A 13,099-nucleotide genomic window follows, 5' to 3' on the forward strand; every position below is an offset into this window, starting at 1 on the left:
CCATGCTCCAGATCCGTTCCGGCCCGTCCCGCATCGTCTGCCTCACCGAGGAGACCACGGAGTGGCTGTACCTGCTGGGCGAGCAGGACCGCATCGTCGGCATTTCAGGCTACACGGTGCGGCCACGCCGCGCGCGCGAGGAGAAGCCGCGGGTCAGCGCCTTCCTCACCGCGAAGATCGACCGCATCCTGGCGCTCGCGCCGGACTGCGTGTTCGGCTTCTCCGACCTGCAGGCCGACATCGCCGCCGAACTGGTTCGGCGCGGCGTGCAGGTGACGGTGTTCAACCAGCGCAGCGTCGAGGAGATCCTGGCGATGCTCCACCAGGTCGCCGCCATCGTCGGCCAGGCCGGCCGCGGCCTGGCCTTGCTGGAGTCCATGCGCGACCGGCTGCTCGCCATCGAGTCCGCGGGCCGGGCGCTGCCGCGGCGCCCACGCGTGTACTTCGAGGAGTGGGACGAGCCGCCCATCAGCGCCATCCGCTGGGTCAGCGAGCTGGTGGGGATTGCCGGCGGCGACGACTGCTTCCCGGAGCTGGCGCGCCAGCCGCTGGGCAAGGACCGCATCGTGGCCGACCCCGCCGAGATCGTCCGGCGCAATCCGGACATCGTCATCGGGTCCTGGTGCGGCAAGAAGTTCCGGCCCGAGCGCGTGGCCGCGCGCCCGGGCTGGGCGGCGGTGAACGCGGTGCGCGACGGCCAGCTGTTCGAGATCAAGTCGGCCGACATCCTGCAGCCCGGCCCGGCGGCCCTGACCGACGGCGTCGAGCAGCTGCACGCCATCGTGCGCCGATGGAGCCAGGCCCATGCGTGAACTGACCGTCGCCCGCAGCGAGCTCATTCTGGGAGGGCAGAAGAGCGGCAAGACCGCCCGCGCCGAGTCGCTCGCCGCCGCGTGGCTGGCAGCCTCGGCCTCGCACGAGGCGGTCTACATCGCCACCGCCCAGGCCTGGGACGAGGAGATGCGCGCGCGCATCGACCGCCACCGGCGCGATCGCGCCGAACGCGTGCCGCGCATGCGCACCGTGGAGGAGCCGCTCGCGCTGGCGCAGGCCATCGGCCAGAACAGCCGGCCCGGCACGCTGGTGGTGGTCGACTGCCTCACCCTCTGGCTGACCGCGCTGCTCATGCCCGCGGTGCCCGTCCAGGGGCGGGCACCCGAGCCGGCCTCGCTGGCGCGCGCGGTGGCGGCGTGCGCCGGCCCACTGGTGCTGATCAGCAACGAGATCGGGCTCGGCGTGGTGCCGATGGGGCGCGATGCCAGGCACTTCGTCGATGCGCTCGGCACCCTGAACCAGCAGGCCGCCGCTGCCTGCGAGCGGGTCACGCTGATGTCGGCGGGGCTGCCGCTGACACTGAAGGAATCCGCATGAAGAAGGCCTGGCTGCTGGCGCTCCTGCTGGCGCTGGGCGGTGCCCAGGCCGCGGTCGAGATCCACGACGACCGCGGCGCGCTGGTGACCCTGCCCCAGCCCCCGCGGCGCATCGTCAGCCTGCTGCCCTCGCTGACCGAGACCGTGTGCGCGCTCGGCGCCTGCGAGCGGCTGGTCGGCGTGGACAACTACTCGAACTGGCCGGCCGCGGTGCAGCCGCTGCCCCATGTCGGCGGGCTGGAAGACGCCAGCATCGAGCGCATCGTGGCCCTGCAGCCCGACCTGGTGCTGCTGTCGACGTCCTCGCGGGCGCTCGGACGACTGGAAGGCCTGGGCGTGCGGGTGGCAGCGCTCGAGCCACGCACCCTGGCGGACGTCCGGCGCGTGATGGGCAAGGTCGGACAGCTGCTGGGCAGCGGCGAGGCCGCACGCGTGATGGCCGGCATCGAGGCGGGCGTCGATGCTGCGGCGCGCGAGCTGCCGCCCGCCCTGCGCGGCACCACGGTGTACTTCGAGGTGAACAGCGCCCCGTACGCGGCCAGCGAGGTGTCGTTCATCGGCGAGCTGCTCGCCCGGGTCGGCGCCGCCAACGTCGTGCCGGGCCGGCTCGGTCCGTTCCCCAAGCTCAATCCGGAATTCGTGGTCCGCGCCGACCCGCAGGTGATCATGGTGTCGGACCGCCATGCGCAGGCGATGCGCGACCGTCCCGGCTGGGCCGGCATCCGCGCGCTGCGGGACGGCCGCGTCTGCATGTTCACGGCGCAGCAAGGCGACGTGCTGGTGCGGCCCGGGCCGCGCATGGCCGAGGCGGCCCAGCTGATGGTGCATTGCCTGCGCGGCGAGCTGAAGGGACGCCCCCGGTGAGCGGCAGCGCGCTGCCGCTGCCGTCCGCCGCTGTGCCGGCGGCGCGGCGCTCGCCGGCGGGGCTGGCGGGGCTGCTGGTGCTGGCGTCGCTGGGCCTGGTGATGCTGGGCACCGCGGTCGGGTCGCTGGGCTGGGAGCCCCTGTGGCAGGGCGGGGCCGGCGCCGCCACCATCCTCTGGGACATCCGCCTGCCGCGCTCGGTCGGGGCCTGGCTGGCCGGGGCGCTGCTCGGCCTGGCCGGGGCGGTGGCACAGGGCCTGTTCCGCAACCCGCTGGCCGACCCCTACCTGCTGGGCAGCGCCACCGGCGCCGCCTTCGGCGTGGCCCTGCTGCTGGTGCTGATCGGCGTCTCGCCCGCCGCTGCGGCCGGGTGGGCCGCGCGGCTCGGCCTCACCGGCGCCGGGTTCGCGGGTGCCGTGGCCGCGGTGCTGCTCACGCTGGCCCTGGCGCGCGGCGTGCAGCAGACCTTGCGGCTGCTGCTGGCCGGCGTGATCGTGGGCATGGTGTTCGGGGCACTGTCGGCGCTGGTCATGTTCTGGGTGCCGGACATCATGCGGTCCATGCAGGCCTTCCTGCTCGGCACCACCGGCTTCCTCGGCTGGAGCGGGGCCGGCCTGCTGGCGGCGCTGTTCGTGCTGGGGCTGGTCGCGGCCATCGCCCTCAGCCCGGCGCTGGATGCGCTGGCGCTCGGCGAGGCCACGGCGCGCAGCCTGGGCATTCCGCTGGGCGGCGTGCGGGTGGGGCTGGTCGCGGTGATGGCGCTGGCCACCGGTGCGGCGGTGGCGCAGGTCGGCCTGATCGGCTTCATCGGCCTGGTCGCGCCGCACCTGGTGCGCGCCGCGGTCAGGCCCACCCACCGCTGGCTGCTGCCCCTGGCCGCCCTGGCCGGCGGCGTGCTGCTGCTGGCCGCCGACGTGCTGGCGCGCTGGCTGCTGGCCCCGCAGGAGCTGCCCGTGGGCGTGCTCACGGCGTTGCTGGGGGGCGGCTACCTGCTGTGGCTGATGCACCGGAGGCCGCTGTGACGCCGGCGCTGGAGGCCATCGGCCTGCAGGTACGGCTGGGCCCCCGGCCGGTGCTGCAGGGCATCGACCTGCGCATCGCGACCGGCCGCTGGACCGCGATCGCCGGCCCCAATGGCGCCGGCAAGACCACGCTGCTGAAGGCCCTGGCCCACCTGGTGCCGGCCGAGGGCGGGCTGCACCTGCTGGGCCGACCGGCCGCGCAGTGGAAGCACCGCGAGCGCGCCAGGGCCCTGGCGTGGCTGGGACAGAACGAGACCGGCGCCGAGGACCTGCGGGCCCGCGACGTCGTGCTGCTGGGCCGATTGCCGCACCAGCCGTGGCTGGGCGGCGCCACCGCCGACGACCTGGCGCGGGCCGAGGCCGCCATGCGCGAGACCCAGTGCTGGGACTGGCGCGAGCGCCCGCTGGGCGAGCTCTCGGGCGGGGAACGGCAGCGCGTGCTGCTCGCGCGGGCCCTCGTCGTCGGCGCGCCGTTGCTGCTGATGGACGAGCCGCTGGCCAACCTCGACCCGCCGCACCAGGCCGACTGGATGGCGATCGTGCGGCGGCACGTGGCCGGCGGCGGCACGGCGGTGAGCGTCCTGCACGAGCTCACGATGGCGCTGCAGGCCGACGACCTGGTGGTGATGGACCGGGGCCGCGTGGTGCACCACGGCGCCTGCGGCGAGCCCGCCACCCACGAGGCGCTCGCTGCCGTGTTCGGGCGCCGCATCCGCGTGCATCCGCTGGCCGGCCGCTGGGTGGCGCTGCCCGAGTCGATCGACCCCTGAATTCCCGAGGAACGCCGCATGCAGATCGAAACCCCGCCCGCCGCCAAGCCCTACGAGAAGCCCGACGGCGAGCGCCGCGGCCTGGTGCTGGTGAACACCGGCGACGGCAAGGGCAAGAGCACCGCGGCGTTCGGCCTGGCCCTGCGCGCCCACGGCCGGGGCAAGGCCGTGAAGATCTTCCAGTTCATGAAGGTGCCGACCGCCCGGTTCGGCGAGCACCGCATGTTCGAGCAGATCGGCATCCCGATCGAGGGGCTCGGCGACGGCTTTTCCTGGAAAAGCCAGGACCTGGAGCGGTCCGCGCAACTGGCCCGGGACGGGTGGCAGCGCGCCCGCGCGGCCATCCTGGGCGGCGCCTTCTTCCTGGTGGTGCTGGACGAGATCACCTACCCGCTGATCTACGGTTGGCTGCCGCTGGACGACGTGCTGCAGACCTTGCGGGAACGCCCGCGCGAGGTGCACGTGGTGCTGACCGGCCGCCGCTGCCCGCCGGAGCTGGTGGCGCTGGCCGACACCGTGACCGAGATGGTCAAGGTCAAGCACGCCTTCAACGCCGGCGTGCCGGCGCAGCGCGGCATCGAGGACTGACCGCCGCATGCCTGCCTGGAGCGCCGCCGTGGCCCTGGTGTTCGCCCTTGCGCTCGACCGCGCGTTCGGCGAGCCGCCCAGCCGCTGGCATCCGGTGGCCTGGATGGGCCGCTACCTCGGCTGGATCGGCCACCGGGTCGCGCCACGCGGGCTGCAGCAGGGGGGCGAACGGCGCCTCTTCTGCGCCGGCGCCTTCGCCTGGTGGGGCGGTGCGCTGCTGGTGCTCGCCGCGGCGCTCGGCCTGCAGCTCGCAGCCGACGCGCTGGGTCCCTGGCTGGGTGCGCTGCTCGCCGGTGCCGTGCTCAAGACGATGCTGGCCTGGCGCATGCTGCGCGACGAGGTCGCGGGGGTCGAGGACGCCCTGGCCGAGTCGCTCGACGCCGGCCGCCGGCGGCTCGGCCGCCTGGTCAGCCGCGAGGTGATGCGGCTGGACGAGTCCCTGGTGCGCGAGAGCGCGATCGAGTCGCTGGCGGAGAACCTGAACGACTCGGTGGTGGCACCCGTCTTCTGGTTCCTGGTGGCCGGACTGCCCGGCGCCATGCTGTACCGGTTCGCGAACACGGCCGACGCGATGTGGGGCTACCGCGGCCTGCGCGCCGGCCTGGACTGGACCTGGGCCGGCAAGTGGGCCGCGCGCACCGACGACGTGCTGTCCTGGCTGCCGGCCCGCCTCACGGCGCTGCTGCTCGGCCTGCTCGCCGGCGGCCTGCCGCTGCGCGAGCTGCGCCTGCAGGCCCGCTGCACGCCGTCGCCCAACGGCGGCTGGCCGATGGCCGCGATGGCCCTGGCGCTGGGCGTGCGCCTGCGCAAGCCGGGCGTGTACGCCCTCAACGGCGAGGCGTCCGGGCCCGAGGCGCAGGACACGCGCCGCGCGCTGCGGCTGGCCGGCGCGAGCGTCGGCGCGCTGCTCGGGGCCTCGGCCGCGCTGCTGCTGGGGGCTGCCTGGCTGGGGCAGGGCGCATGAGCCGCATGAGCCATGCGACCCGCGTGCATGGCGGGCCCGACGCGCGCGGCGCCGTGGCCCACGATTTCTCCACCAACGCGAATGCCTGCGGACCGTGCCCGCGCACCCTGGCGGCGGTGCAGGCGGCCGATGCCGGCCGTTATCCCGATGGCAGCCACTCGGCGCTGCGCGAGGCGCTGGCCCGGCGCCATGGGGTGACGCCCGAGCGCATCGTGATGGCCGCCAGCGCCAGCGAGTTCATCTTCCGCTGCACGGGCTGGGCGGCCCGGGCCGGGCTCGGCGTGGTGGCCCTGCCGCCGCATGGCTACGGCGACTATGCGGCGGCCGCGCACGCCTGGGCACTGGCAGCCGAAGCCGGCACGGCGCCTGGCCTCGCGTGGGCCTGCGAGCCGTCCAGCCCCTGCGGCGGCCGTGAAGCGCGCTGGGACGCGCTCGCCGCCCACCAGGGCCCGGTGGTGCTCGACCGCGCCTACGAGCCGCTGCGCCTGGCGGGCGCCGCGCGCGCCGCGCCGGACGGCTGGTGGCAGCTGTGGAGCCCGAACAAGGCCCTCGGCCTGACCGGCGTGCGGGGCGCCTATGCCGTGGCCCCGGCCGGCGCGCAGGCGCTGGCGGCGGCGCTGGAGGCGCTGGCGCCCTCGTGGCTGCTGGGCGCCCACGGCGTGGCCATGCTGGCCGACTGGTGCGAGCCCGCCACGCAGGAGTGGCTGGCCGCCAGCCTGGCCACGCTGCGCGCCTGGAAGCGTGAGCAGGTCGCCCTGTGCGAGTCGTTCGGCTGGACCGTGCTGCCGGGCGACGCCAATTTCTTCGTGGCGCGCGCCACCGTCTCGGCGGCGCAGCATGGGCAGCTGCGGGCGCATGGGGTGCAGCTGCGCGACTGCGCGTCGTTCGGCCTGCCGGGCCACGTGCGCCTCGGCGTGCGGCCGCCCGACGCGCAGCAGGCGCTGCGCCGCGCCTGGGAGGCGGTGGCATGACCGCGCGCTGCGTGATGGTGCTGGGGACCACCAGCGGCGCGGGCAAGAGCTGGCTGGCCACCGCGCTGTGCCGCTGGTATGCGCGGCAGGGCCTGAAGGTCGCGCCGTACAAGGCCCAGAACATGAGCAACAACGCGCGCGTCGTGGCCGGCGGCGAGATCGGCAGCGCGCAGTACTTCCAGGCGCTGGCGGCCCGCGCCGAGCCCGACGTGCGCATGAACCCGCTGCTGCTCAAGCCCGAGCGCGACACCCACAGCCAGGTCGTGCTGTTCGGCCGGGTGGACGAGGCGCTCTCGCGCCAGGGCTGGCGCGGCCGCAGTGCCGCGGTCTGGCCGCGCCTGGCGGCCGCGCTCGACGAACTGCGCGCCGAGAACGACGTGGTCGTGATCGAGGGTGCCGGTTCGCCGGCCGAGATCAACCTGCGCGACGCCGACGTGGTGAACATGCGCGTCGCGCTGCACGCCGCCGCACGCTGCCTGCTGGTGACCGACATCGACCGGGGGGGCGCGTTCGCCCACCTGTACGGCACCTGGGCCTTGCTGGCGCCACAGGAGCGGGCGCTCCTCGACGGCTTCGTCCTGAACCGTTTCCGCGGCGATGCCGCCCTGCTGGCGCCCGGGCCGCAACAGCTGGAAGGCCTGACGGGCGTGCCGACGGTGGCGACGCTGCCGATGTGGCGCGGGCACGGATTGCCGGAGGAGGACGGCTGGTACGGCGCCCCGACGACCGGCGGGCCGGGTGTGGAGGGCGGCAGGACGATCGCTGTCGTGGCCTATCCGCGCATCAGCAACCTCGACGAATTCCAGCCGCTCGCGCGCACGCCCGGCGTGCGGCTGCGCTGGGCGCGCACGCCGCAGGAACTGGACGGCGCCGACTGGGTGGTCCTGCCCGGCTCCAAGCACACCAGCGGCGATCTGGCCTGGCTGCGGGCGCAGGGGCTGGACCGCGCGGTGGCGGCGCATGCGCAACGCGGGGGCGCTGTGCTCGGCCTGTGCGGCGGCCTGCAGATGCTGGGCGAAGCCCTGGTGGATCCGCACGGCATCGACGGCAACGCGCCGGGGCTGGGTCTGCTGCCGCTGGTGACGGTGTTCGAGCAGGACAAGACCGTGCGCCGCACCGAGGCCGCCTTCAGCGAGCTCGCCGGCCCCTGGGCGGCGCTCTCGGGCGTGCGGGTGCGCGGCTACGAGATCCACCACGGGCGCACCGCCCAGCACCCCGCCATGCCAGCCGGCCCCGTCGCCATGGACGGCGGCCTGGGCTGGCGCAACGCGGCCGGCAACGTGCTGGGCGTGTACCTGCACGGCCTGTTCGAGGACCCCGCTGCGCTGCGCGCCCTGTTCGGCGCCGCCGCGCCCGACCTCGAGGCCGTGTTCGACGGCCTCGCCGACTTCGTCGACCGCCATTTCGCGCCCGGCGTGCTGCCGGCTCTCATCCGATGACCCCTCCCGACCTGCCAGACCTCCAAGATCCCGTGCTGGCCGCACGCCTGCAGCATCTGCTGGACCACAAGACCAAGCCGCTGGGCTCGCTCGGCCGGCTGGAGCCGCTGGCCGTGCAGATCGGCCTGGTGCTCGGCACGGCCGAGCCGCACCTCGAGCAACCGCAACTCGTGGTGTTCGCCGGCGACCACGGGCTGGCCGCGCGGGGCGTCTCGGCCTATCCGAGCGACGTGACCTGGCAGATGGTCGAGAACTTCCTGGCCGGGGGCGCGGCGGTGAGCGTGCTGGCGCGCCAGCACGGGCTGGCGCTCACCGTGGTCGATTGCGGCGTGCGGCACGACTTCGCGCCCCGCCCCGGGTTGCAGCAGCGCAAGATCGCGCCGGGCACGGCCGATGCGCTGGACGGCCCGGCCATGACGTCCGCGCAATGCCTGCAGGCCGTCGAGATGGGCCGCGCCGTGGTCCGCTCGCTGCCGGGCAATGCGCTCCTGCTCGGGGAGATGGGCATCGGCAACACCTCGGCGGCGTCGCTGTTGCTGGCGCGCCTGACGGGCAGCGACATCGCGGACTGCGTCGGTGCCGGCACCGGGCTCGACACCGCCGGCGTCGCGCGCAAGCTCGCGGTGCTGCGGCAAGTGCTGCAGCGGCACCCCGACGCGCACGCGCCGATGCAAGCGCTGGCCGCGTTCGGTGGCTTCGAGATCGCCGCGATGGTGGGCGCGGTGCTGGAGGCCGCGGCGCAGCGGCGGGTGGTTGTCGTGGATGGGTTCATCACCGGCGCGGCGGTGCTGGTCGCCCGGCTCCTCGCACCGCGCGTGCTGCAGCGCTGCGTGTTCTCGCACCGGTCCGGGGAATGCGGCCATGGCCTGCTGCTGCGGCATCTCGGGCCCGATGCCGCCACGCCGGCGCGCGCGCTGCTGGACCTCGGGATGCGCCTGGGCGAGGGCTCGGGCGCGGCACTGGCCTGGCCGCTGCTGGTGTCCGCCTGCGCGCTGCTGCGCGAGATGGCCAGCTTCGCCTCGGCGGGGGTCTCGCAGGCCGGGTGAATCCGGAGTGTGGCCACGCCCCGCCGGGCTATGCTCTGCGGCGTCCCATCCACCTGCGAGAAGCGCATGTACAAGCGAATCCTGTTGGCCTACGACGGCAGCGATGCCGGCCAGAAGGCGCTGCTGGACTGCCAGGAGCTGGCCCAGTGGAGCCAGTCCGAACTGTTCCTGATCGCCGTGATGCCGTCCGCGATGAGCTTTGTGGGCCTGGAGGGCGGCGTCTACGACGTCGAGCTCGAGGAGCGCGAGCGCGCCAAGTACCAGTCGATCCTGCGCGATGGCCTGCGGCGGCTCGAGCAGGCCGGCTATGCCGCCCATGGCGAGGTCGTGACCGGCGAGGCCGTCGACGAGATCACCAAGTGCGCCCGCAAGGTCGGCGCCAACCTGATCGTCGTCGGCCACAAGCACCTCGACAGCTGGGCCGCGCGCTGGTGGCGCGGCTCGATCTCCGGCGCCCTGATCGAGCACTCGCCCTGCAGCGTGCTGTGCGTCATCACGCCATGAGGGTGGGGGTGCCGGCGCGCCTGGGCGCGCTGCTGCTGCCGCTGCTGCTGGCAGCCTGCGCCGCGGTCGCGCCCGCCCCGGCGGCGGACAAGCCCCGGCTGCTGGTGCTGCTGGTGGTGGACGGCCTGCCCCAGCGGCAGGTCACCGCCTACCGCGAGCAGCTCGCGCCCGACGGCTTCGCGCGGTTCCTGGACCGTGGTGCCTGGTACTCGCAGGCGCACTACGGCCACGCCTTCACCGTCACCGCGGCCGGCCATGCCACCGTGCTCACCGGCGCGGCGCCGCACCGCACCGGCATCATCGCCAATGAGTGGCGCGACCTGGCCACGGGCGCCGAGGTCTACAACACCGGCGACACCGCCCACCGCTACATCGGCCATGCGACCAACCGGCTCGATGGCACCAGCCCGCGCAACCTGCAGATCGACACGGTCGGCGACGTGCTGCGGCAGTCCGACGCGCGCGCCAAGGTGATCGGCATCTCCGGCAAGGACCGCGGCGCCATCCTGCCGGCGGGGCACCGGGGCACTGCCTACATGTACATGGCGTCGAGCGGCCGGTTCGCGTCCAGTACCTACTACATGCAGCAGCATCCCCAGTGGGTGGAGGCGTTCAATGCAGGCCGGCCGGCCGACCGCTGGTTCAAGCAGGAATGGAAGCCGCTGCTACCCGAGGCCGCCTATGCCCGCTCGCTGCCCGACAGCCAGCCCTGGTTCGGGCCGCGCGGCGGCAAGCTGCCGATGATGATGGGCGTGGCAGCCGACGAGGCGCCCGGACCGGCGTACTACGGAGCGCTGCTGCGCAGCCCGTTCGCCGACCAGCTCTCGCTGGAGTTCGCCCGCGCCGCGATCCGCGGCGAGCAGCTGGGCCAGGACGACGTGCCCGACATCCTGGTGGTGAGCCTGTCGGGCCACGACTACGTGAACCATGCGTACAGCGCCGAGTCGCGCCTGTCGCACGACCACCTGCTGCAGCTCGACCGGCTGCTGCAGTCGTTCTTCCAGGACCTGGATGCCCTGGTCGGGCGCGACCGGTACCTCGCGGTGCTCACCGCCGACCATGGCTTCATGCCGGCGCCCGAGACCAGCCGCGCGCAAGGCCTGGACGCCGGCCGGCTGCCGATCGCGCAGGTGGTCGGCCGCGTCAATGCCGAGCTCGAGCAGGCGTTCGGCGTCGCGCCGCTGGTGCAGGGCAGCCCGGGCTCGGCGCTGGTGGTCGACCGCCGCCGGCTGGCCGAGCGCGGGCTCGACCTCGACCGCGTGGCCGAGGTGGCACGCCGTGCCCTCCTGCGCGAGCCGGCGATCGCGGCGGCCTACACCCGCCGCGAACTGGAGGCCGGCAGCCTGCCGGACGCACCGTTCTTCCGGCAGGTGCGCAAGACCTGGCACCCCAAGGTGTCAGGCGACGTGCAGTACGTGCTCAAGCCGTACTGGATGGTCGGCTCGTCGACCTCGGTCGCGACGCATGGCTCGCCGTACCCCTACGACACCCAGGTGCCGATCCTGCTGTATGGCCCGCGCTGGGTCCGGCCGGGGCAGGTGGACAGCCGGGTGGAGGTGGTCGACATCGCGCCGACGGTGGCCGGCTGGCTCGGCCTGCCGCCGCCGCCGGCCGCGGAAGGCCGCCCGCTCCCGCTGCCCTGAACGGGCGCAGCCCGCCCAGGGCGGGCATCTTTGCGAAGCAGCAACATGGCGGCGACCGGGGCGACATGCCAACCGTGCATGCTTCGCCTCGGGCGCTGACCGCCGCGCCGCGCGGTCAGGGCAAAGCGCCTACAGGTCCTGGCGCGCCGCACTGATGCCCCCGCCGGGGGCGCCTTGCTAAGCTCGGCAGGCGCGCCCGGCGTGCGCCGCGGGCGCCCGAACAAGGACAAGAATGCCGACCCACATGCCGCCTGCCGACCCCACCCGTTCCGCCGCCCCCCAGACGCCCACGCAACGCCTCGGCCGCCGCGGGGTGTGGATCGGATCACTGGTCGCACTGCTGCTGGTCGGCGTGCTCGGCTGGGCGGCGTGGCACTACACCCGCACCGATGCCAGGCCGGCCGGCGCCGCGATGGCGGGCGCGGGCGGTCCGGGCGGTGGTGGCGGCGGACCGGGCGGGCCGGGTGCGGCGCGCGGCGGGCCGCCCACGACGGTCGGCGTGGCGGTGGCCGAGCGCAGCGACGTCAGCGTGACGCTGGAGGCGCTCGGCACGGTCGTGCCGCTGGCCACCGTCCGTGTCCGTCCGCAGGTCGCCGGCGTGCTGCAGGAGGTGCGCTACCAGGAAGGCCAGATGGTCCGCAAGGGGGACCTGCTGGCGACCATCGATCCGCGTCCGTTCGAGATGGCGCTGCAGCAGGCCACCGGCCAGCGCCTGCGCGACGAGGCGCAGCTGGATGCCGCGCGCGTCACGCTCAAGCGCTACCAGACGCTGCTGCAGCAGGATTCCATCGCGCGCCAGGAAGTCGACACGCAGGCCGCGCTGGTCAAGCAGCTGGAGGCAGCGGTCGTCGTCGACCAGGCCAACGAAGGCACCGCGCGCCTGAACCTGTCGTACACGCGGATCGTGGCGCCGATCGCCGGCCGGGTGGGCCTGCGCACGGTGGACGTGGGCAACATGGTGAGCACCAGCGACACCAACGGCGTCGCGGTCATCACGCAGCTGTCGCCCATCGACGTGCAGTTCGCGGTGCCGCAGGACCAGGTGGGTGCCGTGCAGCAGGGCGGGGCGGCGCCGATGCCCACCAAGGCGCTCGACCGCACCCGCACCCAGGTGCTGGACACCGGCGCGTTCTCGTCGCTGGACAACCAGGTCGATCCCCAGACGGGCACCGTCAAGGCCAAGGCCCGCTTCGCCAACGCGAAGGGCACGCTGTTCCCCAGCCAGTTCGTCAACGTGCAGCTGCAGCTGCGCACCCTGGAAGGCGCGACGGTGGTGCCGATCGCCGCGGTGCGCAACGGCCCCAACGGCGACCAGGTGTTCGTGCTCAACGCCGACCGCACCGTGTCCGTCCGGCCGGTGCAGCGCGGCCAGTCGACTGCCGACCGGGTGCAGATCGTCAAGGGGCTGCAGCCGGGCGAGCGCGTCATCACCGAAGGCGCCGACCGGCTGCGCGACGGTGCGCGCGTCACCCTGCCCGGCGAGGCCCCCGGAGCCGCCGGGGCGCGCCGGCCGGGTGCCTCGGCACCCCGCGGCGGTGCCTCCGGGGCCGGCGCCGGACCCGAAAGCCCGGCGCAGGCCGGCCCCGGCAGCGCACCGGCGGCCCGCCGGACGTTGCCCGACGGCACGGCCGCCGCCAGCGGCGAGGCGCGGGCGCAGGCGGGCACGGCGGGTACGGCGGGCACGGCGGGCACGGTTGCCCCGCCGCGCGCGGCACCGCCGCCCCCCGCCGTCGCGGGCCCGACACCCGAGCAGCGCGAACGCCTGCTGCAGGCCGTGCAGGGCGACGCCGACCAGGTCGCGCGCCGCAGGCAGTTCCTGGAAGCCCTGGACCGCCGCGAGCCCGAGGCGCTGGCCCGCTGGCAGCAGATGCAGCAGCGGCGCCGCGAGGTCGGCCTGGCCGGCGGCGGGCAGTAGGGC

General features: G+C 74.7%; 13 protein-coding genes. All 13 read left to right on the forward strand.

Features of this window, described 5'->3' with window-relative positions; all coding sequences use genetic code 11:
• The first annotated feature begins 2 nt into the window (after positions 1-2).
• The 13 genes from VFE82_RS06270 (at position 3) to VFE82_RS06330 (ending at position 13,096) form a co-directional block, all read left to right on the forward strand.
• Positions 3-812, forward strand: coding sequence for a cobalamin-binding protein (locus tag VFE82_RS06270; protein WP_324999393.1), 810 nt, complete (start codon positions 3-5; stop codon positions 810-812).
• The gene (locus VFE82_RS06275; RefSeq protein WP_324999394.1) at positions 805-1,371 is read left to right on the forward strand and encodes a bifunctional adenosylcobinamide kinase/adenosylcobinamide-phosphate guanylyltransferase; all 567 of its coding nucleotides are present in this window, start codon (positions 805-807) and stop codon (positions 1,369-1,371) included. Before VFE82_RS06270 ends, VFE82_RS06275 begins: the two co-directional genes overlap by 8 nt.
• Entirely contained in the window at positions 1,368-2,234 is an 867-nt protein-coding gene (locus tag VFE82_RS06280) for a helical backbone metal receptor (RefSeq protein WP_324999395.1), read from the forward strand. The genes VFE82_RS06275 and VFE82_RS06280 overlap by 4 nt, the downstream gene beginning before the upstream one ends.
• A complete protein-coding gene (locus VFE82_RS06285; RefSeq protein ID WP_414708727.1) occupies positions 2,231-3,256 on the forward strand; it encodes a FecCD family ABC transporter permease in 1,026 nt (341 codons plus the stop codon). The genes VFE82_RS06280 and VFE82_RS06285 overlap by 4 nt, the downstream gene beginning before the upstream one ends.
• Positions 3,253-4,026 (forward strand): ABC transporter ATP-binding protein, encoded by a 774-nt coding sequence (locus VFE82_RS06290; RefSeq protein ID WP_324999396.1) that lies wholly within the window; start codon positions 3,253-3,255, stop codon positions 4,024-4,026. Before VFE82_RS06285 ends, VFE82_RS06290 begins: the two co-directional genes overlap by 4 nt.
• A gap of 18 nt (positions 4,027-4,044) precedes the next feature.
• The gene (gene cobO, locus VFE82_RS06295) at positions 4,045-4,614 is read left to right on the forward strand and encodes a cob(I)yrinic acid a,c-diamide adenosyltransferase (RefSeq protein ID WP_324999397.1); all 570 of its coding nucleotides are present in this window, start codon (positions 4,045-4,047) and stop codon (positions 4,612-4,614) included.
• Between the two features lie 7 nt (positions 4,615-4,621).
• The gene (gene cbiB / locus VFE82_RS06300; RefSeq protein WP_324999398.1) at positions 4,622-5,578 is read left to right on the forward strand and encodes an adenosylcobinamide-phosphate synthase CbiB; all 957 of its coding nucleotides are present in this window, start codon (positions 4,622-4,624) and stop codon (positions 5,576-5,578) included.
• A 5-nt stretch (positions 5,579-5,583) separates the two neighbouring features.
• Complete coding sequence (locus tag VFE82_RS06305; RefSeq protein WP_324999399.1) at positions 5,584-6,549, forward strand: aminotransferase class I/II-fold pyridoxal phosphate-dependent enzyme; 966 nt, start codon at positions 5,584-5,586, stop codon at positions 6,547-6,549.
• Positions 6,546-7,988, forward strand: coding sequence for a cobyric acid synthase (locus tag VFE82_RS06310; RefSeq protein ID WP_324999400.1), 1,443 nt, complete (start codon positions 6,546-6,548; stop codon positions 7,986-7,988). Before VFE82_RS06305 ends, VFE82_RS06310 begins: the two co-directional genes overlap by 4 nt.
• Positions 7,985-9,034 carry a nicotinate-nucleotide--dimethylbenzimidazole phosphoribosyltransferase gene (cobT, locus tag VFE82_RS06315; RefSeq protein WP_324999401.1) on the forward strand — a complete coding sequence of 350 codons (1,050 nt, stop codon included), beginning with the start codon at positions 7,985-7,987 and terminating at the stop codon, positions 9,032-9,034. Before VFE82_RS06310 ends, cobT begins: the two co-directional genes overlap by 4 nt.
• Before the next feature lie 66 nt (positions 9,035-9,100).
• The gene (locus VFE82_RS06320; RefSeq protein WP_324999403.1) at positions 9,101-9,538 is read left to right on the forward strand and encodes a universal stress protein; all 438 of its coding nucleotides are present in this window, start codon (positions 9,101-9,103) and stop codon (positions 9,536-9,538) included.
• Positions 9,535-11,181 (forward strand): alkaline phosphatase family protein, encoded by a 1,647-nt coding sequence (locus VFE82_RS06325; RefSeq protein ID WP_324999404.1) that lies wholly within the window; start codon positions 9,535-9,537, stop codon positions 11,179-11,181. Before VFE82_RS06320 ends, VFE82_RS06325 begins: the two co-directional genes overlap by 4 nt.
• Positions 11,182-11,425: 244 nt before the next feature.
• A complete protein-coding gene (locus VFE82_RS06330) occupies positions 11,426-13,096 on the forward strand; it encodes an efflux RND transporter periplasmic adaptor subunit (RefSeq protein WP_324999405.1) in 1,671 nt (556 codons plus the stop codon).
• The last annotated feature ends 3 nt before the right edge of the window (positions 13,097-13,099 follow it).

It is taken from the genome of Ramlibacter sp. (assembly GCF_035655895.1).
Classification (GTDB): Bacteria; Pseudomonadota; Gammaproteobacteria; order Burkholderiales; family Burkholderiaceae_C; genus Ramlibacter.

What these genes read in the sequence shown, in the direction of transcription:
- VFE82_RS06270 (WP_324999393.1), top strand. Translation starts at nt 3, where the DNA reads ATGCTCCAGATCCGTTCCGGCCCGTCCCGCATCGTCTGCCTCACCGAG.
- VFE82_RS06275 (WP_324999394.1), top strand. Translation starts at nt 805, where the DNA reads ATGCGTGAACTGACCGTCGCCCGCAGCGAGCTCATTCTGGGAGGGCAG.
- VFE82_RS06280 (WP_324999395.1), top strand. Translation starts at nt 1,368, where the DNA reads ATGAAGAAGGCCTGGCTGCTGGCGCTCCTGCTGGCGCTGGGCGGTGCC.
- cobO (WP_324999397.1), top strand. Translation starts at nt 4,045, where the DNA reads ATGCAGATCGAAACCCCGCCCGCCGCCAAGCCCTACGAGAAGCCCGAC.
- cbiB (WP_324999398.1), top strand. Translation starts at nt 4,622, where the DNA reads ATGCCTGCCTGGAGCGCCGCCGTGGCCCTGGTGTTCGCCCTTGCGCTC.
- VFE82_RS06305 (WP_324999399.1), top strand. Translation starts at nt 5,584, where the DNA reads ATGAGCCATGCGACCCGCGTGCATGGCGGGCCCGACGCGCGCGGCGCC.
- VFE82_RS06310 (WP_324999400.1), top strand. Translation starts at nt 6,546, where the DNA reads ATGACCGCGCGCTGCGTGATGGTGCTGGGGACCACCAGCGGCGCGGGC.
- cobT (WP_324999401.1), top strand. Translation starts at nt 7,985, where the DNA reads ATGACCCCTCCCGACCTGCCAGACCTCCAAGATCCCGTGCTGGCCGCA.
- VFE82_RS06320 (WP_324999403.1), top strand. Translation starts at nt 9,101, where the DNA reads ATGTACAAGCGAATCCTGTTGGCCTACGACGGCAGCGATGCCGGCCAG.
- VFE82_RS06325 (WP_324999404.1), top strand. Translation starts at nt 9,535, where the DNA reads ATGAGGGTGGGGGTGCCGGCGCGCCTGGGCGCGCTGCTGCTGCCGCTG.
- VFE82_RS06330 (WP_324999405.1), top strand. Translation starts at nt 11,426, where the DNA reads ATGCCGCCTGCCGACCCCACCCGTTCCGCCGCCCCCCAGACGCCCACG.